The organism is Mycobacterium sp. E3339 (assembly GCF_001666915.1).
GTDB lineage: Bacteria > Actinomycetota > Actinomycetes > Mycobacteriales > Mycobacteriaceae > Mycobacterium.
Window position 1 is genome coordinate 1 of the sequence record NZ_LZIZ01000052.1, and the last position, 23,119, is coordinate 23,119.

Consider the following 23,119-nt stretch of genomic DNA (forward strand, 5'->3'; position numbering starts at 1 on the left):
CGCCGTCACCACGCCCGGATGTGATTCGTGAATCGGCGTAGCGCGTTGCGGCTGGGCGCCGCCGCGACGGGGATCGGATTCGTCGCGACCAGTTGGCCGTTGGCCGGCGCGCTGTTGGGCTCCGCGGAGCCGGGGCGGCTCCTGCGCAGTCAGACCAGAGTGCCCGACCGCTATCAAGTCCCTTTGCCGATCCCGGAGGAGTTGGCGCCGGCGAGCACCGATGCCCTCACCGACTACTACGAGATCACCCAGCAGGTCACGCAATTGCGCATCCTGCCCGGGTTGACCACTGCCGCATGGACTTACAACACGAGCTTTCCCGGCCCCACCATCACTTCACGATCCGGGAGGCGCACCGTCGTGCGGCACCGCAACGCCCTGCCGACACCGGTTGTGGTGCACCTGCACGGCGGGCACACCCCGGAAGACCACGACGGGTACCCGACCGACTTCATCCTTCCGCAGTCCGGTCAAACGGCCGCCGAGGACATGGCCCGCAATAGCGTCGTCGGACAGCGCGAATACGTCTATCCGATGAACCAGCGCGCCGCGACGTTGTGGTACCACGACCACCGCATGGGCTATACCGGTGCCGCTGTGTGGCGCGGCCTGGCCGGATTCCACCTGGTCCGTGACGACGAGGAAGACGCGTTGCCGTTGCCCCGCGGCGGGCGGGATATCCCGCTGATGATCACCGATCGTGCCTTCGCCGCCGACGGCTCCTTCCGATACCCGGCCGTCGGTGGCGGCGGGGTCACCGCCGACTACATGAACGGCGTCCTCGGCGACGTCATCCTGGTCAACGGTGCGCCGTGGCCGGTGCTGCAGACCGATCCCGCCCGTTACCGCCTGCGGCTACTGAACGCATCCAACGCCCGCCGCTACCGGCTGCAGCTGGACCCGCAGCCCCCCGGCGGTTCGGGGCTGGTGCAGATCGGCAGTGACGGTGGGCTGCTGGCGCGGCCCGTAGGCCACGACTACATCGACATCGCTCCGGCCGAACGCTTTGATGTTGTGGTTGATTTCAGCCGCTACCGGCGCGGAACCCGGGTGCGGCTGCTCAATCGGTTGGGTGCCGAAAGCACAAGTGAGGTCATGCGATTCGACGTCGTCGGCGCCGACCTTTCCGACGACGCCACCATCCCCGACCGGCTCAGCAGCGGGCTTCCGGGTCTCGACCGACACGGCGCCGTCGCCACCCGGACGTTCCTCTTCCGCCCGAACAGAGGCGGCGTGTGGACCATCAACGACCTGTCGTATCAGCCGGGCCGGCCCCTGGCTCGCCCCAAGCTCGGCACATGCGAAGTCTGGCGGTTCATCACCGAGTTCCACCACCCCGTCCACGTGCACCTGAACCCGTTCCGGGTAATCTCCCGCAACGACCGCGCGCCCGGTCGGTTCGACGCGGGCTGGAAGGACACCGTCGATGTCCGGCCGGCCGAAGCGGTCGAAGTCCTCACCCGGTTCACCGACTACACCGGCTCATACCTGCTGCACTGCCACAACCTCGAGCACGAGGACATGGCCATGATGGCCGACTTCCGCACCGTCGATTGACCCACCGGGTGCCGCTGGCCGGCACCGATCCCTTCAACTGCGCCGTCGCGAGGCCTAGGGTCGGCGGTATGGCGCTCAGCGTGGAGATGATCACCTTCGACTGCAGCAATCCCGCGCAACTGGCCGGCTGGTGGGCCGAGCAGTTCGGCGGGACGACGCAGGAACTGCTCGCCGACGAGTTCACCGTGGTGAGTCTGGCCGACGGTCCCCGGCTCGGATTCCAGAAGGTGCCCGACCCCACGCCGGGGAAGAACCGGCTGCACCTCGACTTCAGCGCCGCCGACGTCGACGGCGAGGCGTCGCGGCTGACGGCCGCCGGGGCCACCGAGGTAGGCCGGCACTCGTTCGGCGCCAATTTCCGCTGGGTGGTGCTGGCCGACCCCGAGGGCAACGTCTTCTGCGTGGTCGGTCAATAGCCGCCGCGGCGAGCCGACGGCGATAGCGGCGTCACCCTAGACTGTCTGGCGTGACTGTCTCCGGGACGAGCGCCCGCACCCAGGCGATCGACACCGTCGAGCATGCCGCTGCCAGCCCCGACCAGCCGCAGCCGTTCGCCGAGCTGGGGCTCAAAGACGACGAGTACCAGCGCATTCGCGAGATCCTGGGCCGCAGGCCCACCGACACCGAGTTGGCCATGTACTCGGTGATGTGGAGCGAGCACTGCTCGTACAAGTCCTCCAAGGTTCACTTGCGCTACTTCGGCGAGACCACAACCGACGAGATGCGCGCCGGCATGCTCGCCGGCATCGGCGAAAACGCCGGCGTGGTCGACATCGGCGACGGCTGGGCCGTCACCTTCAAAGTGGAATCCCACAACCACCCGTCCTACGTCGAGCCGTACCAGGGCGCGGCGACGGGCGTCGGCGGCATCGTCCGCGACATCATGGCCATGGGCGCCCGACCGGTCGCCGTGATGGACCAGCTTCGGTTCGGCGCCGCCGACGCGCCCGACACGCGCCGCGTGGTCGACGGGGTGGTCCGCGGCATCGGCGGCTACGGCAACTCGCTGGGGCTGCCCAACATCGGCGGCGAGACCGTCTTCGACGCGTGCTACGCCGGCAATCCGTTGGTCAACGCGATGTGCGTGGGCGTGCTGCGCCAGGAGGACCTGCACCTGGCCTTCGCGTCGGGCCGCGGAAACAAGATCATCCTGTTCGGCGCGCGCACCGGGCTCGACGGCATCGGCGGGGTGTCGGTGCTGGCGTCGGACACCTTCGATGCCGAGAACTCCCGCAAGAAGCTGCCCTCGGTGCAGGTCGGTGACCCCTTCATGGAGAAGGTTCTCATCGAGTGCTGCCTCGAGCTCTACGCGGGCGGCCTGGTGATCGGCATCCAGGACCTCGGGGGAGCTGGATTGTCTTGCGCCACATCCGAACTGGCGTCGGCCGGAGACGGCGGGATGGCGATCGAACTCGACACCGTCCCGTTGCGGGCCAAGGACATGACGCCCGCGGAGGTGCTCTGCAGCGAGTCGCAGGAGCGGATGTGCGCGGTGGTCGCGCCGGAGAACGTGGACGCCTTCCTGGCGGTGTGCCGCAAATGGGAGGTGCTGGCCACGGTGATCGGCGAGGTCACCGACGGGGACCGGTTGCGGATCACCTGGCGCGGCGAGACGGTCGTCGACGTGCCGCCGCGCACCGTCGCGCACGAGGGGCCGGTGTATCAGCGACCGGTCGCGCGGCCCGAGTCACAGGACGCCCTGAACGCCGACCGGTCCACCCGCCTGCCGCGGCCGACGGCGGGGGACGAGCTGCGCGCGACTTTGCTTGCGCTGCTGGGCAGCCCGCACCTGTGCAGCCGCGCCTTCATCACCGAACAGTACGACCGCTACGTGCGCGGCAACACCGTGCTGGCCGAGCACGCCGACGGCGGCGTGCTGCGCGTCGACGAAACCACGGGCCGCGGCATCGCGCTCTCTACCGACGCGTCGGGGCGTTACACGCTGCTCGACCCCTACGCGGGAGCGCAACTCGCGCTGGCCGAGGCCTACCGCAACGTCGCCGTCACCGGCGCGACACCGGTCGCGGTGACCAACTGCCTCAATTTCGGTTCTCCGGAAGACCCCGGGGTGATGTGGCAGTTCTCGCAGGCGGTCCGGGGGCTGGCCGACGGCTGTGCGGCCCTTGGCATCCCGGTGACCGGCGGCAACGTCAGCTTCTACAACCAAACCGGGTCGGCGGCGATCCTGCCCACGCCGGTCGTCGGTGTGCTCGGCGTCATCGACGACGTCGGCCGGCGCATCCCCACCGGCCTCGGTCGCGAACCGGGCGAGACCCTGATGCTGCTGGGCGACACGCGCGACGAATTCGACGGTTCCGTCTGGGCGCAGGTGACCGCCGACCATCTGGGTGGGTTGCCGCCCGCGGTCGACCTGGCGCGCGAGAAGCTGTTGGCAGAGGTGCTGACCGCGGCGTCCCGCGACGGGCTGGTGTCGGCGGCGCACGACCTGTCCGAAGGCGGCCTCGCGCAGGCCATCGTGGAGGCGGCGCTGGCGGGCGAAACCGGTTGCCGCATCGTGCTTCCCGAGGGCGCCGATCCGTTCGTGACGTTGTTCTCCGAGTCGGCGGGCCGGGTTTTGGTGGCGGTGCCGCGCACCGAGGAGAGCCGGTTCCGGGCGATGTGCGAGGCACGGGGGTTGCCCGCGGAGCGCATCGGCGTCGTCGACCAGGCCTCGGACGCGGTGGAGGTTCAGGGGCTGTTCACCGTGTCGCTGGCCGAGCTGCGCGAGACGTCGGAGTCGGTGCTGCCCCGCCTCTTCGGATGAGCCTTAGCGACGAATCCTGATGGGCGAGAGCCGTTTCCACCGGGCCCGCGCGTTCTCCCTGGCCGCCGCCCTGGTCGGCTGGAGCTTTGTCGGCCCGCGACTGCCCACCCGATGGCGGGTCACCCTGCAGGCCGGTGCGGCCGGCCTGCTGGTGCTGGCGACGCGCGCGCCGCTGGGCCTGGGACCGCCGCGGCTATGGGCCGGGCTGCGGCTGGGGTCGGCGGCCGGTGCGGCCGTGGCGAGCGCGGTCGCCGCGACGACGGCCGTGCCCTCGGTGCGGGCGTCCATGGCCGACCGGGATCCGGCCGGTTCGGTGCCCGGCTGGCTGCTGCTGCGGATTCCCGTCGGCACTGTTTGGGCCGAGGAGGCGGCGTTCCGTGCGGCGCTCACCGCCACGGCCTACGAGGCGTTCGGCCGGCCCCGCGGAAGGTTGTTGCAGGCGGCCAGCTTTGGGCTCTCGCACGTCGCGGACGCGCGCGCGGCGGGCGACCCGGTGGTGGGCACCGTGCTGGTGACGGGCATCGCGGGCTGGCTGTTCGGTTGGCTGGCAGACCGTTCCGGCAGCCTCGCCGCGCCGATGTTGGTGCACTTGGCCATCAATGAGGCCGGCGCGATCGCCGCGCTGAGCGTCGGGCGTCACGGGTTGATGGTGTAGTCGCCCAACTGGCGGCCCCACACGTGCTCGGTGAAAAGTGGTGAGCCCAGTTCGAAGTGGTTGTAGGGAGCCATGCTCGCGCCGGTGTCCATCACCAGGAAGGGCGCCGGCCACAACTGCCGGGAGATCGTCTGCCAACAGCCCGGTCGGCCGCCGGGGCCGCCCCTGGCATTGGTCCGCGGCAGATTCTCCGGCCAGATATACGGACTGGGCGCGCCGGTGATCGCGCCGGCCGCGTGGGCGCCCAGCGAATAACCGTTGTCGCCGAGGGCGTTGTGGATCTTGGGCGCGACGTCGTTGAAATTGCGGATGGTGCAGAAGATTTCGGGACTGTACTCGTCGAGCAGCTGGCTGGAGCCGACCAGATCCGCGGCCCCGCGCGTCAGGTACGGTCCGCCGCGTTCGAAGACGTCGGCGCCCGCACCGCCCAGCCCGGCCGCCGCCAGCAGCGCCGCGTCCAGGTCGGATTGCTGGCGGTTGAGCGTGCGCGCCGTGGTCGCCGCGTGTTCGAGCGCCGCCCACAGGTCCGGCGAGGCGTCGGCGTAGGTGTCGCCGAGGGCGGCCAGCCGCGCGAGGTCGGCGCGGATCTCGGGCATCCGGGGATTCACGTCGTCGAGGATCGTGTTGCCGTTGATCAGAGAGGCGCCGAACTTTTCGCCCAGTCCGGTCAGGGCTTGCGCGGCGCCGGCGAGCGTGAGATTCACCTTGACCGGATCCACCTTTTCCGCGATCGACACGAGCGTCTGGAACACGGTGTTGAATTCCGTGGTCACCGAGGTCGCCTCGATCACGGTCGACGGCGTGATCGACCGCGCCGCTGGATGGGGAGGCGAACTCAGCGCGACGTACTTGTTGCCGAACACCGTGGTCGCCTTGATGGTGGCCGCGACATTGGCCGGAATCATCTCGACGTACCGGGGGGTGATGTCCAGCGCCACCTTGGCGGCCGGCTTGCCGCCGCGGGTGATCTCGGAAATGCCGGCCACCCGGCCGATCTGGACCCCGTTGTAGGTGACCTTGGAGCCGGGATCCATCACCAGGCCCGCCCGGGCGGCCACCATCGTCAGCCTCGTGGTCCGCGTGAGGTCCCCCCGGAACTGCAGATACAGGAGCGACCCGACCACGCCCATGATGACGAGCGTCACGAGGCCGACGGACTTGTACGGTGGCCCGCGCCGCAAACGACGACGCTCCATGAGTTTGAGACCCTAGGGTATGGCCGCCCGTCAAAAGGCCGATCCGGCAAAGACCCGGCAGGCCGTGTTGGCCGTCGCGGACTGGCTGCGCGACGAATCCCGGCCCGCCCCCGACCGCGAGAGCCTCGCCGCCGCCGTCCGGCTCACCGCCCGCACCCTGGCCGCCGTGGCGCCCGGCGCCAGCGTCGAGGTGCGGATCCCGCCGTTCGCCGCGGTGCAGTGCATCGCCGGGCCCCGGCATACCCGCGGCACCCCGCCCAACGTGGTGGAGACCGATGCGCGCACCTGGCTGCTGCTGGTGGCCGGGATGCTGTCGTTCTCGGCGGCGAAGGCCGCCGGGGCGCTGAGCCTTTCCGGGTCTCGAGCGGGTGAGATCGAACACTGCCTGCCGCTGATCGATGTCGGCCGAAGATAACCCTGAACTGCAGCTTTAGGGTCGGGCGAGGGAATTTTCGGCGCTCAACACGCGCTGTAAATTCGCGGTCGCGGGTGTCCGACCCGTAGACTCCGTTACGTCACCAACCGTTCCCCGGGGAGCCGCCCAATCGTGACCGTCGCAGGAGCCGAAGCACCCGAGCAGGACCTGAACTCGCCCCGTGAAGAGTGTGGTGTATTCGGGGTCTGGGCCCCAGGCGAGGATGTCGCAAAGCTCACCTATTACGGCTTGTACGCGCTGCAGCATCGCGGGCAGGAAGCCGCGGGTATCGCTGTCGCCGACGGATCCCAGGTTCTCGTCTTCAAAGACTTGGGCTTGGTCAGCCAGGTGTTCGACGAGCAGACGCTCGCGGCCATGCAGGGACACGTTGCCATCGGGCATTGCCGCTACTCCACCACGGGCGACACCACGTGGGAGAACGCGCAGCCGGTGTTCCGCAACACCGCCGCCGGCACCGGCGTCGCGCTGGGCCACAACGGAAATCTGGTCAACACCGCCGAGCTCGCCGCCCGCGCACGCGACGCCGGCCTGATCGCCCGGCGCTGCCCCGCCCCCGCAACGACGGACTCCGACATCTTGGGCGCGCTGCTGGCCCACGGCGCCGCGGATTCCACCCTGGAGCAGGCGGCGCTGGACCTGCTGCCGACCGTGCGCGGCGCCTTTTGCTTGACGTTCATGGACGAGAACACGCTGTATGCGTGCCGCGATCCGCATGGGGTGCGGCCACTTTCGCTCGGACGCCTGGACCGCGGCTGGGTGGTGGCCTCCGAAACGGCCGCGCTCGACATCGTCGGCGCATCGTTCGTGCGCGATATCGAGCCAGGCGAGCTGCTGGCGATCGATGCGGACGGGGTGCGCTCCACGCGTTTCGCCAACCCCACGCCCAAGGGCTGCGTCTTCGAGTACGTCTACCTGGCCCGCCCGGACAGCATGATCGCCGGAAGGTCCGTGCACGCGACCCGGGTGGAGATCGGCCGCCGGCTGGCCCGTGAATGCCCCGTCGAAGCCGATTTGGTGATCGGGGTGCCCGAGTCGGGCACGCCCGCCGCGGTCGGGTACGCGCAGGAATCCGGCATCCCGTACGGGCAAGGCCTGATGAAGAACGCATACGTCGGGCGTACCTTCATCCAGCCGTCCCAGACCATCCGCCAGCTCGGTATCCGGCTGAAGCTCAACCCGCTTCGCGAGGTCATCCGCGGCAAGCGGCTGATCGTCGTCGACGACTCGATCGTGCGCGGCAATACCCAGCGCGCGTTGCTGCGCATGCTGCGGGAGGCCGGCGCCCTCGAAGTCCATGTGCGCATCGCGTCTCCGCCCGTGAAGTGGCCCTGCTTCTACGGCATCGACTTCCCGTCGCCGGCGGAGTTGATCGCCAATGCCGTGCAAGACAAAGAGGAAATGCTCGAAGCGGTACGGCACGCCATCGGGGCGGACACCCTCGGCTACATCTCGCTGCGCGGCCTGGTGGCGGCGTCCGAGCAACCGGCATCGCGGCTCTGTACCGCGTGCTTCGACGGCAAGTATCCGATCGAACTGCCCGAGGAGACGGCCTTGGGCAAGAACGTCATCGAGCACATGCTCGCCAACGCCGCGCGGGGAGCCGGGCTGGACGATCTGGCGCCCGACGAAGTGCCGATCGTCCACTGACGGACGCCGGATCCGCCCCTTCCAAGACGTTTGATAACGGCGGTGGGCGGCGCCCGGTAGCCTTTATCGCGATGACGGATCCCGGAAAAAGCCCCGGACGAAACCCGGGCAGCCACGGCATCACCTACGCGTCGGCCGGGGTGGACATTGAGGCCGGCGACCGCGCCGTTGAAATGTTCAAGCCGCTGGCGACGAAGGCCACCAGGCCCGAGGTGCGGGGCGGCCTCGGCGGGTTCGCAGGACTGTTCGCCTTGCGCAACGACTACCGTGAACCGCTGCTCGCGGCGTCCACCGACGGTGTGGGGACCAAACTTGCTGTCGCGCAGGCGATGGACAAGCACGACACCGTCGGCCTGGACCTGGTCGCGATGGTCGTCGACGACCTCGTGGTCTGCGGTGCGGAGCCGCTGTTCCTGCAGGATTACATCGCGGTGGGCCGGACGGTGCCCGAGCGCCTCAGCGCGATCGTCGCGGGCATCGCCGAGGGGTGCGTGCGGGCCGGCTGCGCGTTGCTCGGCGGCGAAACCGCCGAACACCCGGGGCTGATGGAACCGGACCACTACGACATCTCGGCCACCGGCGTCGGCGTCGTCGAGGCCGACGACGTGCTGGGCCCCGAACGCGTCAAGCCCGGCGACACCATCATCGCGATGGGCTCCTCGGGACTGCACTCCAACGGCTACTCGTTGGCCCGCACGGTGCTGCTCGAAATCGACCGGATGAACCTCGCCGGCTACGTCGAGGAGTTCGGCCGCACGCTCGGTGAGGAGCTGCTCGAACCCACCCGGATCTACGCCAAGGACTGCCTGGCGTTGACCGCCGAAACCCATGTCCGCACGTTCTGCCATGTCACCGGCGGCGGCTTGGCGGGCAACCTGCAACGGGTCATCCCGCACGGCCTGGTCGCCGAAATCGACCGCGGGACCTGGACGCCCGCCCCGGTGTTCCCGATGATCGCCCAGCGCGGCCGGGTGACGCGCGAGGAGATGGAGAAGACCTTCAACATGGGCGTGGGTATGGTCGCCATCGTCGCGCCCGAGGACACCGACCGTGCCCTGGCCATCCTGACGGCCCGGCATTTGGACTGCTGGGTGCTGGGGACCGTCGGCAAAGGCGGCAAAGCGGGCCCGCGGGCAAAGCTCGTGGGGCAGCACCCCAGATTTTAGAAACCTGGATCGAAGCTAGCGCCGGGGTTCAGCGACGCCAGTCGTCGCTGTCTCCCCAAGAGTCGCCGGCGCCGTCGTCCTCGAGTTCGGTGGAGTCGTCGCCCGTTCCTGACAACTCGCGCTGAAGCCGCGTGAAGTCGGTTTGCGGGGAACTGTATTTGAGTTCACGAGCAACCTTGGTCTGCTTTGCCTTAGCCCGGCCGCGGCCCATGGGGGAACCCCCTCGCGCAATAACGGAGCGGCCCGAATCAGGCGGCTCCGATCTCTTGGTGTCGTTATTGTCCTGTTGACAGTTTACCGTGCCTTGCGGTTGGGCGTCGGTGCCCCCCGCCGCTGTGGCGGACGTCATCGAGGATTATCTCGCACCGCCCCGCAACCGTTCAACGGCCAGTCTGCCCGCGCCGATCTGTTCCGCCGGCGGCAGCGAATCGGCGTCGATCACCGCAGCGACCGAGGCCTGCGGGCCGGTCGCCAGTTCGGTGTCGGCCGGCACCCCACGCTTGAGCAGCGCCAGGGCCACGGGCCCGAGGTCCACGTGATCCACCACCGTGCCGAGTCGCCCGACGGCGCGCCCACCGGCGAGGACGGGGTCGCCCGTCGCGGGCCGCTCCACCGAGCCGTCGAGGTGCAACAACACCAGCATCCGGGGCGGTCTGCCGAGGTTGTGCACTCGCGCCACGGTCTCCTGCCCGCGATAGCACCCCTTGTCCAGGTGGACGGCGGCACCGATCCAGCCAACCTCGTGCGGAATCGTGCGCTCGTCGGTGTCGACGCCCAGTCGCGGGCGCAGCGCCGCCACCCGGTGGGCCTCGTACGCCCAGACCCCGGCGTGCCGGAGCCCGCCCTGCACCAATCGGTCCTGCCAGGCGGCGGAGTCGGTGCGGGGGACCAGCAGATCCAGTTCAATCTCGTCGGCGGGGGCGCCGGGCATCCGCCGCACGAAGCCACCACCGGCGAGCGGGGCCGCGGTCAGCTCGGCGGGCAGGACGTCCAGCCCGAGAGCGTCGAGCACCGCTCCGTCGGCCAGCCGCGGCCCCAACAGCGAAAGCACCGCCAGGTCGGCGGCCGCCGGCGCGACATCGGACCAGAAGACCATCTTGCGCAGGTAGTCCAGCAGCGGTTCGCCGCGCCACGGCTCGGTGTCGAGGTAGGTCGTGCCGCCGAGTTCCGTTTGGATCCAATGGTCTTCGACGCGGCCCTGGCCGTCCAGGCTGAGGTTTTGCGTGCTGGCGCCGTCGAGGAGATCGCTGACGTGCTGGGTGGAGATGTTGTGCAACCACTTCTGCCGCTCACCGCCGGTCAGCGTGAGCACCGCGCGGTGTGATCGGTCGATCACCACCGCGTCGGTTTCGGCCGCGCGCTGCTCACCGAGGGGATCGCCGTAATGCCAGACGGCCCCCGCGTCGGGGCCGGCCTCGGGCGCGGGCACTGCAGAAGACACACGTCAACTCTACGGACTCGGCCGCCGAGCGTGCGGCCAGCCGCACAGCCGCCGCCGAGCGTGCGGCCAGCCGCACGCTCGCGGCTAGGCTTTACCCCCATGGCAGGCCACAGGGGTGTGATCGTCACGCTGGACGGCGAGATCCACCCGCCGGATGCCCCACTCCTGCACGCCGACGACCTGGCGGCGGTGCGCGGCGACGGCGTCTTCGAGACGCTGCTGGTCCGCGACGGCCGACCCTGCCTTGTCGAGTCCCACCTGCAGCGGCTGACCCACTCGGCACGGCTGACCGACTTGGCGGAGCCGGACCTGCCGGCCTGGCGCAGCGCGATCGAGGTGGCCACCCGGCAATGGGTGGCGGGCACCGACGACGAAGGCGCGATGCGCCTGATCTACAGCCGCGGCCGGGAGAGCGGATCGACGCCCACCGCCTATGTGATGGTCAACGCCGTGCCCGAGCGCGTGACGGCGGTTCGGCGCGAGGGGCTGGCCGCGGTGACGTTGGCGCGCGGGCTGCCCGCGGCGGGCACCGACGCGATGCCGTGGCTGCTGGCCGGCGCCAAGACGTTGTCCTACGCGGTCAACATGGCCGCCCTGCGGCACGCGGCCCGGCAAGGCGCCGGAGACGTGATCTTCGTCAGCTCGGACGGCTACATCCTGGAAGGCCCGCGCTCGACGGTGGTGATCGCGACCGACGGCTCCGACGGCAACCCGTGCCTGCTGACGCCGCCGCCGTGGTATCCGATTCTGCGTGGCACCACGCAGCAGGCGCTGTTCGAGGTGGCCAGGGCCAAGGGCTACGACTGCGACTATCGCGCGCTGCGGCCCGCCGATCTGGTTGCCGCGCAAGGGATCTGGCTGGTCTCGAGTATGACGCTGGCCGCCCGGGTGCACACGCTCGACGGCCGCCCGCTGCCCCGGTCGCCGTTGGCCGCCGAATTCGCCGCGCTGGTCGACTCGGCGATCGTCAGCGATCGCTGAGCGCTGAATTGTGTTGTCGGCTCGCGGAATCGCGGGTACGGTCGGCCGTACACAAGAAGGGAGGTGGTCCGGGAAATTGATAGCTTCATGGACATGTGAGGTGGCTGCGCGCTAGCAGCAGTGGCTCTCGAATAGCTGGCGATTTACGCGCGCTAGCGAATTCCACGCAGTCACCCGGCCCCCGAGCTTCCGGTCTGTCCAACCAGGAACCTTGCTCGGGGGCCGCGCCATGTCTACGGCCGTTACTGGTTCACCTTCGCCGCGATCTGCCCGGCGAGTTTGCCCGCCTGGCCCGTTTCGGCGTCGGGCCCGCACAGCAGCAGATCGACGACCACACTGGACGCCGCGTGCAGCGCGTGGTGGCAGATCCGGGTTCCGTCCGCTTGGGTCCGCTGCTGGAAAATCTTCGGCGGCGCCCCGGTGACCTCGCCGAACGTCCACCCGCTGCTCTTGCCGTTGAAGCTCACCGTGACCGATTGCCCGGCGCACGCCCTCCACTTGTCCGCCGACAGCTGCACGAACGCGGCGGCCTTCTCCGGGGACGCGAACTCCACGACCGCTTCGTAGAGCCGGTGCGGCGGATTTTCGCCGGCGGTGTGCACGGCCTGCCCGCTCACCGCGGTGTAACCGTCCGCGCCCTTGTAGGCCGCTTCCTCGATGGGTTCGAACGGGCCCTTGCAGTCGGCGTTGGACACCGTCGCCCTCAAGTTGCGCAGTTGCGCGGCTTTCTCGGAGACCACCAGGTTCGGGTCGCCCACCACGGCGCCGACATCGGCGGGGCCGAGCAGATACGAGTCGAGCTTGGAGCCATCCCCGGGATTCGGAACGTTCCCGACATTCGGGGCTGGGTTCGAGCCCGTCTGAACCTGATTCGGGCCGTTGCCCGCCCTGCTGGCGGGCTTGGTCTTGCCGCCCTGCATGGTGAGGACGACGACGATCGCGATTGCCGCGATCACCGCGACGGCGACTCCCCCAATGATGAGCAGCCGCTTGTTGGATCCGCCCGCCGCGGCACCACCGACCGCGGTGGGCGCGGCCTTGGCCGTCGGGCCGCTGGGCTCGGGGGTCGCGGCGGGCCGGGGTGCGACGGCGGTGGTTGCTTCCGCCTCCGCGTCAGCGGCCGGTTTGCTCGACGAACCGCCCTTGGCCTCGATCTCGGCCAGCACATTGTCGATTTCGGTCCGGGTGCGGTAGGTGACGTCGTGGCGCAGGCGCAGCATGCGCAGCAGCTGGGCGATGTCGCCGCGCGCGCTGGGGTCGTCGCCGTCCTCGTCGAATCCCTGGCGCAGTTCGATGAGGAGTTGGGTCTGCTGCTGCGGGCTGAGCTCCTTTTCGGCGAGGGTGTTGCCCAGCCGGGTGATGTAGCCAAACGGCACCGGCGGCTCTTCGGGCAGCGGGTCCGGCAACGGCACCGGCTTGCCCTGCAGGGCGTGCACGGCCGTCACCAGTTGGATGCCGGCGTCCACCGTCGGTTCGCGGTAATCGATGATCTGCAGCGTCGCAAGGGGATTCACGCGCATGCTGTCGATGTCGCCGATCCGAACGGGAAGGATCGGCCGGTTCAGCGCCCGCGCATAACGCAATTCGGCCTGACTCGGCTTGGACTGCAGCCAATTGTTGGACAGCGCGACGATGAACACGTCACACGAGCGGATCTGCTCGAGGATCTTGTTCCACCACGAATCGCCGCCGCCGAGCTCCTGGTCGAACCAAACCTGTTGCTGTGCGCGCCGAAGCGCGGAAGTCAGGGCGTCGACGGTCGCCCTGTCCTGGCTCGAGTAGCTGATGAACAGCGGCATCGCGGTCTCCTACGGGGAGGCGTAGCAAACGAACGGGCGGAATCGGCGCACCCGGCTATTGGGCATGCGCCGATACCGTATCAGTGTCGGGCCCCCTCGGACGGCGCAAATCTACTGCTATTCGGGGCGGCGACGGCTAAAAGTCATTCATGGCCGCCGTCTACCGCAGAAGCTTCCTCGGGCGGGTGGAATTCGGCGTAGCGACGCGCGAATTCGGCGCCGGGAACCGGCCACTGCTCGCCCGTGGTTCCGCGCACCACCCAGTCACCTTCCGCCGCGGTCGTGGGCCCCTCCAGGGTGTTCACGGTCTCGCCCGCATGGGCGGGGCGGGCTTGGACCCGTCCTTTCCGCTGCCAGCGCCCGTCGCCGGCGGGCTCGTAGGTGTCCCGGAAGATGTCGTCGCGAACCGACCACACCTTGCCGTCTTCCTGGATCGCCCAGTCGCCGGCGTCGGCGCTCATGGTGTGCCCCGAATCCGACGTCCACGTCCATGGGGCGCTGCGCTGTTCGGCGGTCACCGTTCCCACCCGGGTGAACGACTGCCAGAGCGGGCGCGACCGGAAGCCCAGCTGGCGCAGGCTCCACAGCGTGCCCGCCAGGCTGCGCACCGCGGCGTTGAGCAGGCCCGGGTCGCTCTCCACCACCGACCAGTCGGCCAGCTTGTCGTGGACCTTGCGCGAATCGTCGCGCGGTGACCCGTATTTCCACCCGTTGCGGCGGTAGTAGCGGCACCAGTCCTCGTGCTCCGCCCTGGCCATGCTCAACGCCGCGTCCTGGTCGAAGCCCATCAGCGCGAGCTGCTCCAACGGGGGCAGCCCCGCCATTTCGTTGCCGGACAGCTGCGCCGGCGGGCTGCCCCACGTGTTCCAGGTGTGCCCGGCGATCTGCTCCACCATCCACAGCGCGTTGCGAACTTGCCGCCGGTTGGACCCGCGGTAGAACTCGTTGAGTTCGGACCACGGCATCGCGGCCGGGGACCGCGGCGCGTCCGGGTCGATCGTCGAGACATACCGCTCGTGGATCAGCCTGGCCGCGCGCTCCCAGGCGTCCTGCACCTGGCCCTCTTGGGTGTCCAGCACCAGCGAGTACGACTGCAACCGCCCGACCACCTGGATCGAGTCGTCACTGATGCTGGTGTTGAGGTCGGAGGCGTAGATGGGCATGTCGGGGAAGCGGGCCGCCAGCCTCGCCGCGGTGGTCGCCGCATGGGAGTCCACGAAGATCACCGCGCTGGTCGCCGGGTCGCCGTCGCCGATCAGCTTCAGCATGGTCGGAACCGTCGGCGCCTCCGCCGTCGCATCGATCGCCGGCCCCTCCGAGGCGAATCCCGCCTGCCGCCGGTAGAACTCGTGATCGGCCAGGTATTCCGCGGCGTCCCTTTCGACCAGCGTGAGGGCGGGCAACGGGACCGCGCCGGACGGCGTGTAGAACTCGCGCTCCAGGGCGCGCTGCGTCAGATCGGCGCACAGGGCCAGGGTCAATTGTGAAGTGCCACAGACGAATACACGCTTGGTTCGGCCCGTCGCGATGATGCTGTCGAGCAGCCTGCCCGCGGTCACCTCGTACTTGCCGACCACGTCGGCCGCCCACCGGGTGTCCGATCCGCCGAACTGCTGCGCCCGCCAGGCCTGGGCCAGCCACGGGTCGTCCATCCGCACGATGAGTGGCAACCGCCGCTTGCGGCCGACCTCGTCGAGCCGGCGGCTGATCAGGTCCAGCCACAACAGGTTGATCGCCGGGTCGGGCGCCATCAGGTAAAGCCGGGACAGGTGGCGCCACAACCGCAGCGAGACCAGGGTGGACGGGTTGTTGAAGTCGACCAGGACCACCCGGGCGCCCTGCCTGCGAGCCCGCTGCACCCGGTCGTCGCTGGCGCCCGTGATGACGACCAGCGTGCTGCGCCGGTCCAGTGTCCGCGCGACGGCGCTGATCATCGATTGGCTGTCGGCGTCGACCCCGACGATGGCCGTGACGGAGTCGGCCAGGTTGGCCCGCAGCCGGTCCACCTGGGACCGGAAGACGCCGACCACGACGCCGCCCAAGCCGGTGAAGATCGCCGACAGGGCGGCGATGCGGGCCAGTTCCAGGCCGACCGGCGTGGGGTTCGGGCAGGTCCGCCCGCTCACCGAGAAGTCGCCGGTGCCGCCCTTGACCAGGCTGGCCGTGGCCATCAGCGGGGTGAACAGGGCCGGATGGTTTGCGTCGTGACACCCCCAGTACGAGGTGAGGCCCAGCAGCGCCGTCAGCGGGACGAGGGCGGCGATCAGGGTGAACGACACGCCCACCACCCGATGGCTGCCGCCCGAGCGGACGGTCAGCACCGACGCCCAGATCAGCACGGTCACGACGATCGCGAGGGTCGGCATCGACCCGGGCCGCCCGAACCACGAAAGGCCCGGCGGCAGCCTGTCGATCAGGGAGGGCTGCAGGTCCAGCACGGCCAAATAGCCGATGAGCAGCAGGCCGACCGCGGTGACACCCCAGCGCAATATGGGCGAGGGTGCCCTCCTGGGACGCATCCGCCGATCTCCCTTCGCGGGGCTGCCCGGACGTCGAACAGTACACGCAAAAGATCGACCGAAGGCAACGATTTCGGGCCGCTGCGCGGCGCCCGGTTGCCCCGGCGGGCAACGGCTCGTCGGCTATCCGGCGTACCGGGAGAGCCGCGCCGAAAGATGGGGTACCAGGCCGCCGTCGGCGTCCACCCGCTCCTCGACGTAGGCCAGGTCGCCGCCCTCGACGATGCCGTAGAGCCGCTTGGCGCCGCCGACCAGCACACCCGATCGGCTGCGGGCCAGCGCATCGGTCACCAGTTCCCACGACGACTGGGTGCGCGGCCGCCCGTAGAACAGCTCGACGTAGCCCGCCGAATGCGCCAACAGCAGCTCGATCGCCTGAGATTCGCTGGGGTCGTCGGGGTCGCTGACAAAGCGCCAGAAGCCCGTCTCGCGCAAGCCGTGTTCCTGGTAGTCGCCCGTCTCGCTGAGCCGCCAGGAGCGGGCTTCCCAGTTGAGGTAGTCGCCGCCGTCGTGCGAGACCACGATCTGCTGACCGAACCGGTAGTCCCCGTCGTGTCCGCGGCCCTCGCCCTCCCCGCGCCACACACCGACCAGCGGCAGCAGGGCCAGCAAGGCGTCGTTCAGATTGGCGCCTTCGCGCAAGTTGGCGGTGTCGGCGGGAACGGGCAGATCATCGAAGGCGGGGATGTTGCGGCCGGCGGTCAACTTGGCGCGCTCAGCGGCGGCGGCCACAGCACGATCGCCGGAGCCCGCGGAACTCAGTGGCTCGTCGCCGGGGGCGGTCACGATTCGTCGGTGATCAGCCGGTACAGCACGTACAGCGCGAACCATGAGATCACCACGACCGCCACGACCAGCATGATCTCGAAGAAAAGCACCACGGGGACAAGTCTATTCGCCCCGGGAGATCCCGGTCAGGGCAGCCGGGGTCTCAGGCGATCTTGACGTCGACCTCGTGGATGCCGGCACCCGACGGGCTGACCACGGCGTTGCCGTTGCCGGCCGCCGACAGCGCGCGCAGCGTCCAGGATCCCGGCGCGGCGAAGAACCGGAAGTCGCCCGTGGCGGACGCGACGACCTCGGCCGTGAACTCGTCCGACGAGTCGAGCAAGCGGACGAACGCGCCGCCCACCGCCTGGCCGTCACTATCCACGACGCGGCCGGTGATCACGGTTTCCTTCTCCAAGTCGACGCTGGCGGGCAGCGTCACTCCTTGTTTCGGGGCAGAGCACATATCAGCTTCCCAACTCGATCGGGGCACCCACCAGGGAGCCGTATTCCGTCCAACTTCCGTCGTAGTTCTTGACGTTTTTGTGGCCGAGTAATTCCCGGAGCACGAACCAGGTGTGCGACGACCGCTCGCCGATCCGGCAGTACGCGATCGTTTCCTTGGTGCCGTCCAGCCCGGCGGCGGCGTAGAGCTTGGCCAACTCCTCGTCGGACTTGAAGGTGCCGTCCTCGTTGGCGGCCTTGCTCCAAGGCACGTTGATCGCCGCGGGAATGTGGCCGGGCCGCTGGCTCTGCTCCTGCGGGAGGTGCGCCGGCGCCAGGATCTTGCCCGAGAACTCGTCCGGCGAACGCACGTCGACCAGGTTCTTTTCGTTGATCGCCGCGATCACCTCGTCGCGGAACGCCCGGATGCTGTTGTCCGGGGCCGCGGCGGTGTACGAGGTGGCCGGCCTGCTCACGGCGTCGCGGGATAGCGCGCGCCCGTCGAGCTCCCACTTCTTGCGTCCGCCGTCGAGCAGCTTGACGTCGACGTGGCCGTACAGCTTGAAATACCAGTAGGCGTAGGCGGCGAACCAGTTGTTGTTGCCGCCGTAGAGGATCACGGTGTCGTCGTTGGCGACGCCGCGTTCGCTGAGCAGCTTCGAGAATTGCTGCGCGTCGACGAAGTCACGCTTGACCGGGTCCTGCAGATCGGAGCGCCAGTCCAGCCTGATCGCGCCGGGGATGTGGCCGGTGTCGTATGCGCTGGTGTCCTCGTCGACCTCGACGAAGACGACACCGGCGGCGTCGAGATTGCTCTCGGCCCAGTCCGCGGAGACCAGGACGTCGGAGCGTGCCATGCGGGGGATCCTTTCGATCGCTTTGAAATGAACAGTTCAGGCGGTGCGCGCGGCGCCTCTCAAACGCGCGACCAAGGGGTAGAGCTGGCAGCCGAGGCAGATGCCGAAGGCGGCATTGAGGAATGCCGCGACGAGCGCGGCGGCGGTGGCGATCACGCCGACCAGGAAGGCGCCCGCGGCGAATGCGGCGACGCCCACGACGGCGAAGATCAGGCCGACAAGCTGCGCGAACTTCAGCGGGGCGACCGGTTCGCGCTCCCGGACGGGCCCGATGCGGGGCGCGACGAAGCGCGCGAAGACGCGCCCGTACGGGTGCTTGCGGGGGCCACCGACGGCCCCGACGGCGAAGATGACGGCCTGGATCCCCAGAACGACCGCCGCCGCCAGCGGGCTGGCGGCGGATACGGCGAGGGTGATCACCAAGACCACCGTGGTGACCCAGGCGGCGAACCTCGGTCCGCGCACGTCGACGACGTCTTGCTGGGTGGCGGTGTTGCTCGGCACGGTACTACTCCTGGATACGCCTGTTGCTTATGGGAACGAACGACGGGAGACGGGCCTCGGTGACGTTCCGGGGCTGCCCTGAGTGCTTACGCGAAAGCGCGCGGCGACTCAGCAGCTACAGCGACAGCAACAGCCCGCGGTGCGGCACAGATCGACTGCGCGGCGTTGGGTGAGCATGGGCTCAATGCGGGCTTGCACGTCGGCAAGCTTACCGAATGACCGACGGCGATCAAATCCGCGGCGGCGGCCGCTGACGCAGGTACACCGGTCACGACTGCTTGAAGCCGTCCAGATCGACGGTCACGCGATAGCTGATGCCCTCGATGATGACGTCGGAGCCGCGCGCCCCCTCGGTCTTCGGCGCCACCCCGAACGGAAGCCGCTGGTTGGGCACCCGGGTGCTGAAGGCCCGTAGCACCGCATCCCGCTTGTTGTCCGGAACGGCTTGGTCCGCGGTATCGGCCCCGGTCAGGACGCCGGTCGGCGTGATCACCAGCGTCGTCGGATCGTCGGGGGCGATGGAGAGGTCCACCGAGACGCTGACCCGGTGCTCGAAGTCGATCGAGTGCGGCGTGCCGCTGAACACCAGGCCGTGGCTGTCGGAGATGCCCGACGCGGTGACCCCGCCGGTTGCGGTGTTGGTTTCCTTTGGCGGCGCTTCGACCATCAGGTCGCTGATGCCCATGTAGCGGCCCAAATGCGTCGAGTCGATGATGATGCGGCTCTCGAGTTTGCCGACGGGCAGCTTCGCTTCGGGCCCGATCAGCCAGGAGGTGTGGGTCAGGTCGACCGAGTACATCGTCGCCTCGAGGGTGGCCTTGCCGACCGTGGCGTGGTCGACGGCGTTGGCCTTGATCTCCAGCTGGTTGTAGTGGTGGCGCATCGCCTGCGGGATGAAGGGGAACGCCACGATGGCCACGAACGGGTCGGACCTCAGGCTGGCCGCTTTGCGCACGCTGCACGACAGCCGGTATTCGGCGTAGATGCTGCTCCCGTAGTCGACGCCGAAGGCGCCGAGGACGACCACGACCACGGCGATCGCCACCGCCGCCAGCCCGATCAGGACCTTGCGCACCCGCATATTGTGGCGTAACCCTGTTCCCGGACGACGACGGGCCGCCCGGGTGGTGGGGCTCACACTGCGGTCGTCGCCACGCAGAAATGGCAGGTGGCAAGTTATCGTTAGGTGACCTGGCAACTAACGCGTCGTTGCGTTGCGAATTGTGAAGATGCCGTTCCCCCGAGTTGGAGGGGCTAGTTGGAGCTATTACTGCTTACCTCGGAGCTGCATCCCGACCCGGTCCTGCCGTCGTTGTCGCTGCTGCCCCACACCGTCCGTACGGCGCCGGCGGAACCGTCCTCGTTGCTCGAGGCGGGGACGGCGGACGCCGTGCTCGTGGACGCGCGCACCGATCTGTCGTCCGCGCGAGGGCTTTGCCGGCTGCTGAGCACGGCCGGCCGATCCGTGCCCGTCCTGGCGGTCGTCAGCGAGGGTGGCCTGGTCGCGGTCAGCGCGGACTGGGGCCTGGACGAGATCTTGCTGCCGAGCACGGGCCCCGCCGAGATCGACGCGCGGTTGCGGCTGGTGATCGGGCGCCGCGGCGGGCTGGCCGACCACGAGAGCGCCGGCAAGGTGAGCCTGGGTGAGCTGGTGATCGACGAGGGCACCTACACCGCGAGGCTGCGGGGGCGCCCGCTCGACCTGACCTACAAAGAGTTCGAGCTGCTCAAGTACCTGGCCCAGCACGCGGGGCGGGTGTTCACCCGCGCGCAGCTGCTGCACGAGGTGTGGGGATACGACTTCTTCGGCGGCACCCGCACCGTCGACGTGCACGTGCGCCGACTCCGCGCCAAACTCGGCCCCGAATACGAGGCGTTGATCGGCACCGTCCGCAACGTCGGATACAAGGCCGTCCGGCCCGCCCGCGGTCGCGCACCGATCGCGGGCCCCAATGAGGATGACGGCGTCGACGACGTCGAGTCCGAGCCCGAAGAACTGCCAGAGCCGCTGGGCGACCCGTTGCGCAGTCAGTGACCGCACCCGTCTGGCGCTCGACGCTGACCGCGGACGAGCAGCGGCAAGTGCGGGAACTCGTCACGGCCGCAACGGGATTCGATGGCGTGGCGCCGGTCGGCGAACAGGTGCTGCGCGAGCTTGCGCACGACCGCAGCGCGCATCTGCTCATCACCGAGGCCGACGAGATCGTCGGTTACCTCAATCTTTCGCCCGATGCCGCTATGGCCGAACTCGTGGTGCAACCGCGGCTGCGCCGGCGTGGCTTCGGGACGGCGCTGGCGCGGTCGGCGTTGGCCAAGACCGCCGAGCGCAACCGGTTCTGGGCGCACGGCACCCTCGAACCGGCGCGGGCCACCGCCTCCGCGCTCGGTCTGGTGCCGGTGCGCGAACTGCTGCAGATGCGGCGCACGCTGCGGGACACGCACGGCCTGATTCGCCCCGTGCCCGGCGTGCGCGTCCGCACGTACGCCGGCAGCGGCGATGACGCCGAGCTGTTGCGCGTCAACAACGCCGCCTTCGCCGACCACCCCGAGCAGGGCGGCTGGACCGAAGCCCAGCTGGCCGAGCGGCGCAACGACCCGTGGTTCGACCCGGCCGGTTTGTTCCTCGCGTTCGACGACTCCGGCGGCGACGAGGCGGGCCAATTGCTGGGCTTCCACTGGACCAAGGTGCACACCGATGAAGGCGGCCTGGGGGAGGTCTACGTCGTCGGCGTCGATCCCTCCGCACAGGGTCGGGGTTTGGGGCAGATGCTGACGGCCGTCGGCATCGCGTCGTTGGCGGACCGGCTGGCCGACGCCCCCGAGCCGACCGTCTTGCTGTACGTGGAGTCGGAGAACGTCGCCGCCGTGCGCACCTATCAGCGCCTGGGCTTCAGCACCTACAGCGTGGACACCGCCTACGCGGTCGCCGCCGACTGACCCGAGCGCGCCCCGCACCCCGTTGTTCACCTGCTTTTGGTAGTGAGACCCGCGGCGAAGCATATTTCGCCGCGACCTGGCAACCTGTTGGGGGGTTGGGTCGGCGAGTGCGTCAGGAAGCGGGTTCGGTGAGGCTCGACAGGGGAGGCAGAGCGCTGACCGCGCTCGCCGCGGTGGCGGCGATCGGTGGTGGCGCGATGACCGGCTGTGGGGGTGACCAGAACCGCCACGCCGCGTCGCCGGCGGCGGCCTCCGGGCCGACGGGCACGGCCGGCTGTAGCGGCAAGAACAACCTGACGGCGGAGGGCTCGACGGCACAGCAAAACGCGATGGCGCTGTTCAACCAGGTCTGGGGCCAGTACTGCCCGGGCAAGAGCGTGTCATACAACCCGACCGGTTCCGGGGCCGGGCGCGAGCAGTTCATCGCCGGCCATGTCGACTTCGCGGGCGCCGACTCCCCGCTGGCCGCCGGCCAGATCGGCCCGGCCGCCGCCCGCTGCGACGGGAACCCGGCGTGGGACCTGCCGCTGGTGTTCGGACCGATCGCGTTGGTCTACAACCTTGCCGGGATCCCGCCGCTGGTGGTCAGCAGTGACGCGCTGGCCAAGATCTTCAGTGGGCGGATCACCGCCTGGAACGACCCGATCCTGGTGGCTCTCAACCCCGGCGTCCCGCTGCCCAACACCAAGATCACCCCGATCTACCGGATGGATTCGTCGGGAACCACGGACAACCTGCAGAAATATCTGACGGCCGCCGCGCCGCAGAGTTGGACCAAGGGCGTCGGCAACGAGTTCCAGGGCGGGGTGGGCGAGGGGGCCACGAAGTCTGCCGGTGTCGTTCAGGCCGTGCGGGGCATGCCGGGCGCCATCGGGTACGTCGAGAAGGGCTTCGCCGACCAGGCCGGCATGCCCTACGCCCAGATCGGCACCAACAAGGGTGCCGTCATCCCGCTCACCACCGAGACGGCCGGTAATGCCGTCCGTGCGGCCAATTTCGTGGCCGACGGCAACGACCTGGTGCTCGATCTCAATCCGATGTACGCCTCTCAGGAGCCGGGCGTCTACCCGTTGCTCATGGCGACGTACGAGATTGTGTGCTCGAAGGGCTCCGACCCCGACACCACCGGGGCCATCAAGTCGTTCCTCACGGTGGCCGCCGGCAGCGGCCAGGCCGATCTGCCATCGGCCGGCTATGTGCCGCTGCCCGACAAGGTCAAAGAGCGACTGGTTGCCACGATCAACGCCCTGCAGTGACGGCTTGGACCAGGCATTGCGGCGCGAGGGGACGTTACCGGGCATGATGTACATCCGGGACCGGCGCCGACGCCGGTGTGAACCCGCTCCCCGCCGAGCGGTTGTGGGGGGCCGCCCCAACCCTCATCCTGGTGTTCGCCACCATCAAAACAGCGGGGCCCGGGTCGGAGCGGATTCGGTGGCACGAAGAAG

General features: G+C 69.3%; 22 protein-coding genes and 1 pseudogene. 12 read left to right on the forward strand and 11 right to left on the reverse strand.

The genetic code is table 11. The annotated features are described in order from the left end of the window. The first annotated feature begins 27 nt into the window (after positions 1-27). The 4 genes from A5702_RS04200 to A5702_RS04215 all read left to right on the forward strand — a co-directional run bounded on the left by A5702_RS04200 (position 28) and on the right by A5702_RS04215 (position 4,976). Entirely contained in the window at positions 28-1,557 is a 1,530-nt protein-coding gene (locus tag A5702_RS04200) for a multicopper oxidase family protein (RefSeq protein WP_068218506.1), read from the forward strand. Positions 1,558-1,625: 68 nt separating this feature from the next. Beyond that, entirely contained in the window at positions 1,626-1,973 is a 348-nt protein-coding gene (locus A5702_RS04205; RefSeq protein WP_055401811.1) for a VOC family protein, read from the forward strand. Between the two features lie 50 nt (positions 1,974-2,023). After that, a complete protein-coding gene (gene purL, locus A5702_RS04210) occupies positions 2,024-4,321 on the forward strand; it encodes a phosphoribosylformylglycinamidine synthase subunit PurL (protein WP_068218509.1) in 2,298 nt (765 codons plus the stop codon). Between the two features lie 19 nt (positions 4,322-4,340). Further along, the gene (locus tag A5702_RS04215; RefSeq protein ID WP_055401798.1) at positions 4,341-4,976 is read left to right on the forward strand and encodes a CPBP family intramembrane glutamic endopeptidase; all 636 of its coding nucleotides are present in this window, start codon (positions 4,341-4,343) and stop codon (positions 4,974-4,976) included. On the opposite strand, the gene A5702_RS04220 is transcribed toward A5702_RS04215, so the two are convergent. Continuing rightward, entirely contained in the window at positions 4,958-6,172 is a 1,215-nt protein-coding gene (locus A5702_RS04220) for an MCE family protein (protein WP_068218512.1), read from the reverse strand. The genes A5702_RS04215 and A5702_RS04220 overlap by 19 nt on opposite strands. A 19-nt stretch (positions 6,173-6,191) precedes the next feature. On the opposite strand from A5702_RS04220, the gene A5702_RS04225 reads away from it, so the two are divergent. The 3 genes from A5702_RS04225 to purM all read left to right on the forward strand — a co-directional run bounded on the left by A5702_RS04225 (position 6,192) and on the right by purM (position 9,421). Further along, on the forward strand, positions 6,192-6,587 hold the full coding sequence (locus tag A5702_RS04225; RefSeq protein WP_067818777.1) for a sterol carrier family protein: 396 nt from the start codon (positions 6,192-6,194) through the stop codon (positions 6,585-6,587). A gap of 132 nt (positions 6,588-6,719) precedes the next feature. Next, a complete protein-coding gene (gene purF / locus A5702_RS04230; protein ID WP_068218515.1) occupies positions 6,720-8,255 on the forward strand; it encodes an amidophosphoribosyltransferase in 1,536 nt (511 codons plus the stop codon). A 71-nt stretch (positions 8,256-8,326) separates the two neighbouring features. Further along, positions 8,327-9,421: a phosphoribosylformylglycinamidine cyclo-ligase gene (gene purM / locus A5702_RS04235; RefSeq protein ID WP_067818774.1), complete on the forward strand. Its 1,095-nt coding sequence runs from the start codon at positions 8,327-8,329 to the stop codon at positions 9,419-9,421. 28 nt (positions 9,422-9,449) lie between these two features. On the opposite strand, the gene A5702_RS04240 is transcribed toward purM, so the two are convergent. Together A5702_RS04240 and A5702_RS04245 are read right to left on the reverse strand one after the other, a co-directional pair. Continuing rightward, on the reverse strand, positions 9,450-9,632 hold the full coding sequence (locus A5702_RS04240; RefSeq protein WP_068218518.1) for a DUF3073 domain-containing protein: 183 nt from the start codon (positions 9,630-9,632) through the stop codon (positions 9,450-9,452). Positions 9,633-9,776: 144 nt separating this feature from the next. Then, a complete protein-coding gene (locus tag A5702_RS04245) occupies positions 9,777-10,862 on the reverse strand; it encodes a folate-binding protein YgfZ (RefSeq protein WP_068218521.1) in 1,086 nt (361 codons plus the stop codon). Positions 10,863-10,979: 117 nt separating this feature from the next. Between A5702_RS04245 and A5702_RS04250 the strand changes: the two genes are divergently transcribed. After that, positions 10,980-11,843: an aminodeoxychorismate lyase gene (locus tag A5702_RS04250; RefSeq protein ID WP_156349569.1), complete on the forward strand. Its 864-nt coding sequence runs from the start codon at positions 10,980-10,982 to the stop codon at positions 11,841-11,843. A gap of 242 nt (positions 11,844-12,085) precedes the next feature. Here A5702_RS04250 and A5702_RS04255 read toward each other — a convergent pair whose 3' ends face one another. From A5702_RS04255 to lmeA, 8 genes are all read right to left on the reverse strand, one after another. Next, positions 12,086-13,642: a sensor domain-containing protein gene (locus A5702_RS04255; RefSeq protein WP_055403509.1), complete on the reverse strand. Its 1,557-nt coding sequence runs from the start codon at positions 13,640-13,642 to the stop codon at positions 12,086-12,088. Between the two features lie 143 nt (positions 13,643-13,785). Next, positions 13,786-16,161, reverse strand: a complete 2,376-nt coding sequence (locus A5702_RS04260; RefSeq protein WP_068218523.1) for a hypothetical protein — start codon at positions 16,159-16,161, stop codon at positions 13,786-13,788. A 123-nt stretch (positions 16,162-16,284) separates the two neighbouring features. Further along, a complete protein-coding gene (locus A5702_RS04265; RefSeq protein ID WP_055403507.1) occupies positions 16,285-16,947 on the reverse strand; it encodes an FABP family protein in 663 nt (220 codons plus the stop codon). 145 nt (positions 16,948-17,092) lie between these two features. Further along, positions 17,093-17,395 carry a DUF1416 domain-containing protein gene (locus A5702_RS04270; RefSeq protein ID WP_055403506.1) on the reverse strand — a complete coding sequence of 101 codons (303 nt, stop codon included), beginning with the start codon at positions 17,393-17,395 and terminating at the stop codon, positions 17,093-17,095. Between the two features lies 1 nt (position 17,396). Next, positions 17,397-18,230 carry a sulfurtransferase gene (locus A5702_RS04275; protein WP_055403505.1) on the reverse strand — a complete coding sequence of 278 codons (834 nt, stop codon included), beginning with the start codon at positions 18,228-18,230 and terminating at the stop codon, positions 17,397-17,399. A 36-nt stretch (positions 18,231-18,266) separates the two neighbouring features. Continuing rightward, positions 18,267-18,734 carry a DUF4395 domain-containing protein gene (locus tag A5702_RS04280; protein WP_055403504.1) on the reverse strand — a complete coding sequence of 156 codons (468 nt, stop codon included), beginning with the start codon at positions 18,732-18,734 and terminating at the stop codon, positions 18,267-18,269. A 108-nt stretch (positions 18,735-18,842) separates the two neighbouring features. Beyond that, positions 18,843-18,932 (reverse strand): Ms5788A family Cys-rich leader peptide, encoded by a 90-nt coding sequence (locus A5702_RS27225; protein ID WP_369808509.1) that lies wholly within the window; start codon positions 18,930-18,932, stop codon positions 18,843-18,845. Between the two features lie 70 nt (positions 18,933-19,002). Continuing rightward, positions 19,003-19,815, reverse strand: coding sequence for a mannan chain length control protein LmeA (gene lmeA, locus A5702_RS04285; RefSeq protein ID WP_055403503.1), 813 nt, complete (start codon positions 19,813-19,815; stop codon positions 19,003-19,005). A 177-nt stretch (positions 19,816-19,992) separates the two neighbouring features. On the opposite strand from lmeA, the gene A5702_RS04290 reads away from it, so the two are divergent. From A5702_RS04290 to A5702_RS26860, 4 genes and pseudogenes are all read left to right on the forward strand, one after another. Continuing rightward, positions 19,993-20,769, forward strand: a complete 777-nt coding sequence (locus A5702_RS04290) for a response regulator transcription factor (RefSeq protein WP_055403502.1) — start codon at positions 19,993-19,995, stop codon at positions 20,767-20,769. After that, positions 20,766-21,671: a mycothiol synthase gene (gene mshD, locus A5702_RS04295; RefSeq protein ID WP_055403501.1), complete on the forward strand. Its 906-nt coding sequence runs from the start codon at positions 20,766-20,768 to the stop codon at positions 21,669-21,671. The genes A5702_RS04290 and mshD overlap by 4 nt, the downstream gene beginning before the upstream one ends. A 128-nt stretch (positions 21,672-21,799) precedes the next feature. Next, positions 21,800-22,927, forward strand: coding sequence for a phosphate ABC transporter substrate-binding protein PstS (gene pstS / locus A5702_RS04300; protein ID WP_055403500.1), 1,128 nt, complete (start codon positions 21,800-21,802; stop codon positions 22,925-22,927). Positions 22,928-22,955: 28 nt separating this feature from the next. Beyond that, a pseudogene (locus A5702_RS26860) lies at positions 22,956-23,073 on the forward strand (phosphate ABC transporter, permease protein PstA); the annotation flags it as partial. Between the last annotated feature and the right edge of the window lie 46 nt (positions 23,074-23,119).

Excerpts from the sequence above, each read along its gene's own strand:
- A5702_RS04225 (WP_067818777.1), top strand. The coding sequence starts at position 6,192 with ATGGCCGCCCGTCAAAAGGCCGATCCGGCAAAGACCCGGCAGGCCGTG.
- A5702_RS04270 (WP_055403506.1), bottom strand. The coding sequence starts at position 17,395 with ATGTGCTCTGCCCCGAAACAAGGAGTGACGCTGCCCGCCAGCGTCGAC.
- A5702_RS04260 (WP_068218523.1), bottom strand. The coding sequence starts at position 16,161 with ATGCGTCCCAGGAGGGCACCCTCGCCCATATTGCGCTGGGGTGTCACC.
- lmeA (WP_055403503.1), bottom strand. The coding sequence starts at position 19,815 with ATGCGGGTGCGCAAGGTCCTGATCGGGCTGGCGGCGGTGGCGATCGCC.
- A5702_RS04215 (WP_055401798.1), top strand. The coding sequence starts at position 4,341 with ATGGGCGAGAGCCGTTTCCACCGGGCCCGCGCGTTCTCCCTGGCCGCC.
- A5702_RS04240 (WP_068218518.1), bottom strand. The coding sequence starts at position 9,632 with ATGGGCCGCGGCCGGGCTAAGGCAAAGCAGACCAAGGTTGCTCGTGAA.
- A5702_RS04220 (WP_068218512.1), bottom strand. The coding sequence starts at position 6,172 with ATGGAGCGTCGTCGTTTGCGGCGCGGGCCACCGTACAAGTCCGTCGGC.
- A5702_RS04255 (WP_055403509.1), bottom strand. The coding sequence starts at position 13,642 with ATGCCGCTGTTCATCAGCTACTCGAGCCAGGACAGGGCGACCGTCGAC.
- A5702_RS04205 (WP_055401811.1), top strand. The coding sequence starts at position 1,626 with ATGGCGCTCAGCGTGGAGATGATCACCTTCGACTGCAGCAATCCCGCG.
- purM (WP_067818774.1), top strand. The coding sequence starts at position 8,327 with ATGACGGATCCCGGAAAAAGCCCCGGACGAAACCCGGGCAGCCACGGC.
- A5702_RS04275 (WP_055403505.1), bottom strand. The coding sequence starts at position 18,230 with ATGGCACGCTCCGACGTCCTGGTCTCCGCGGACTGGGCCGAGAGCAAT.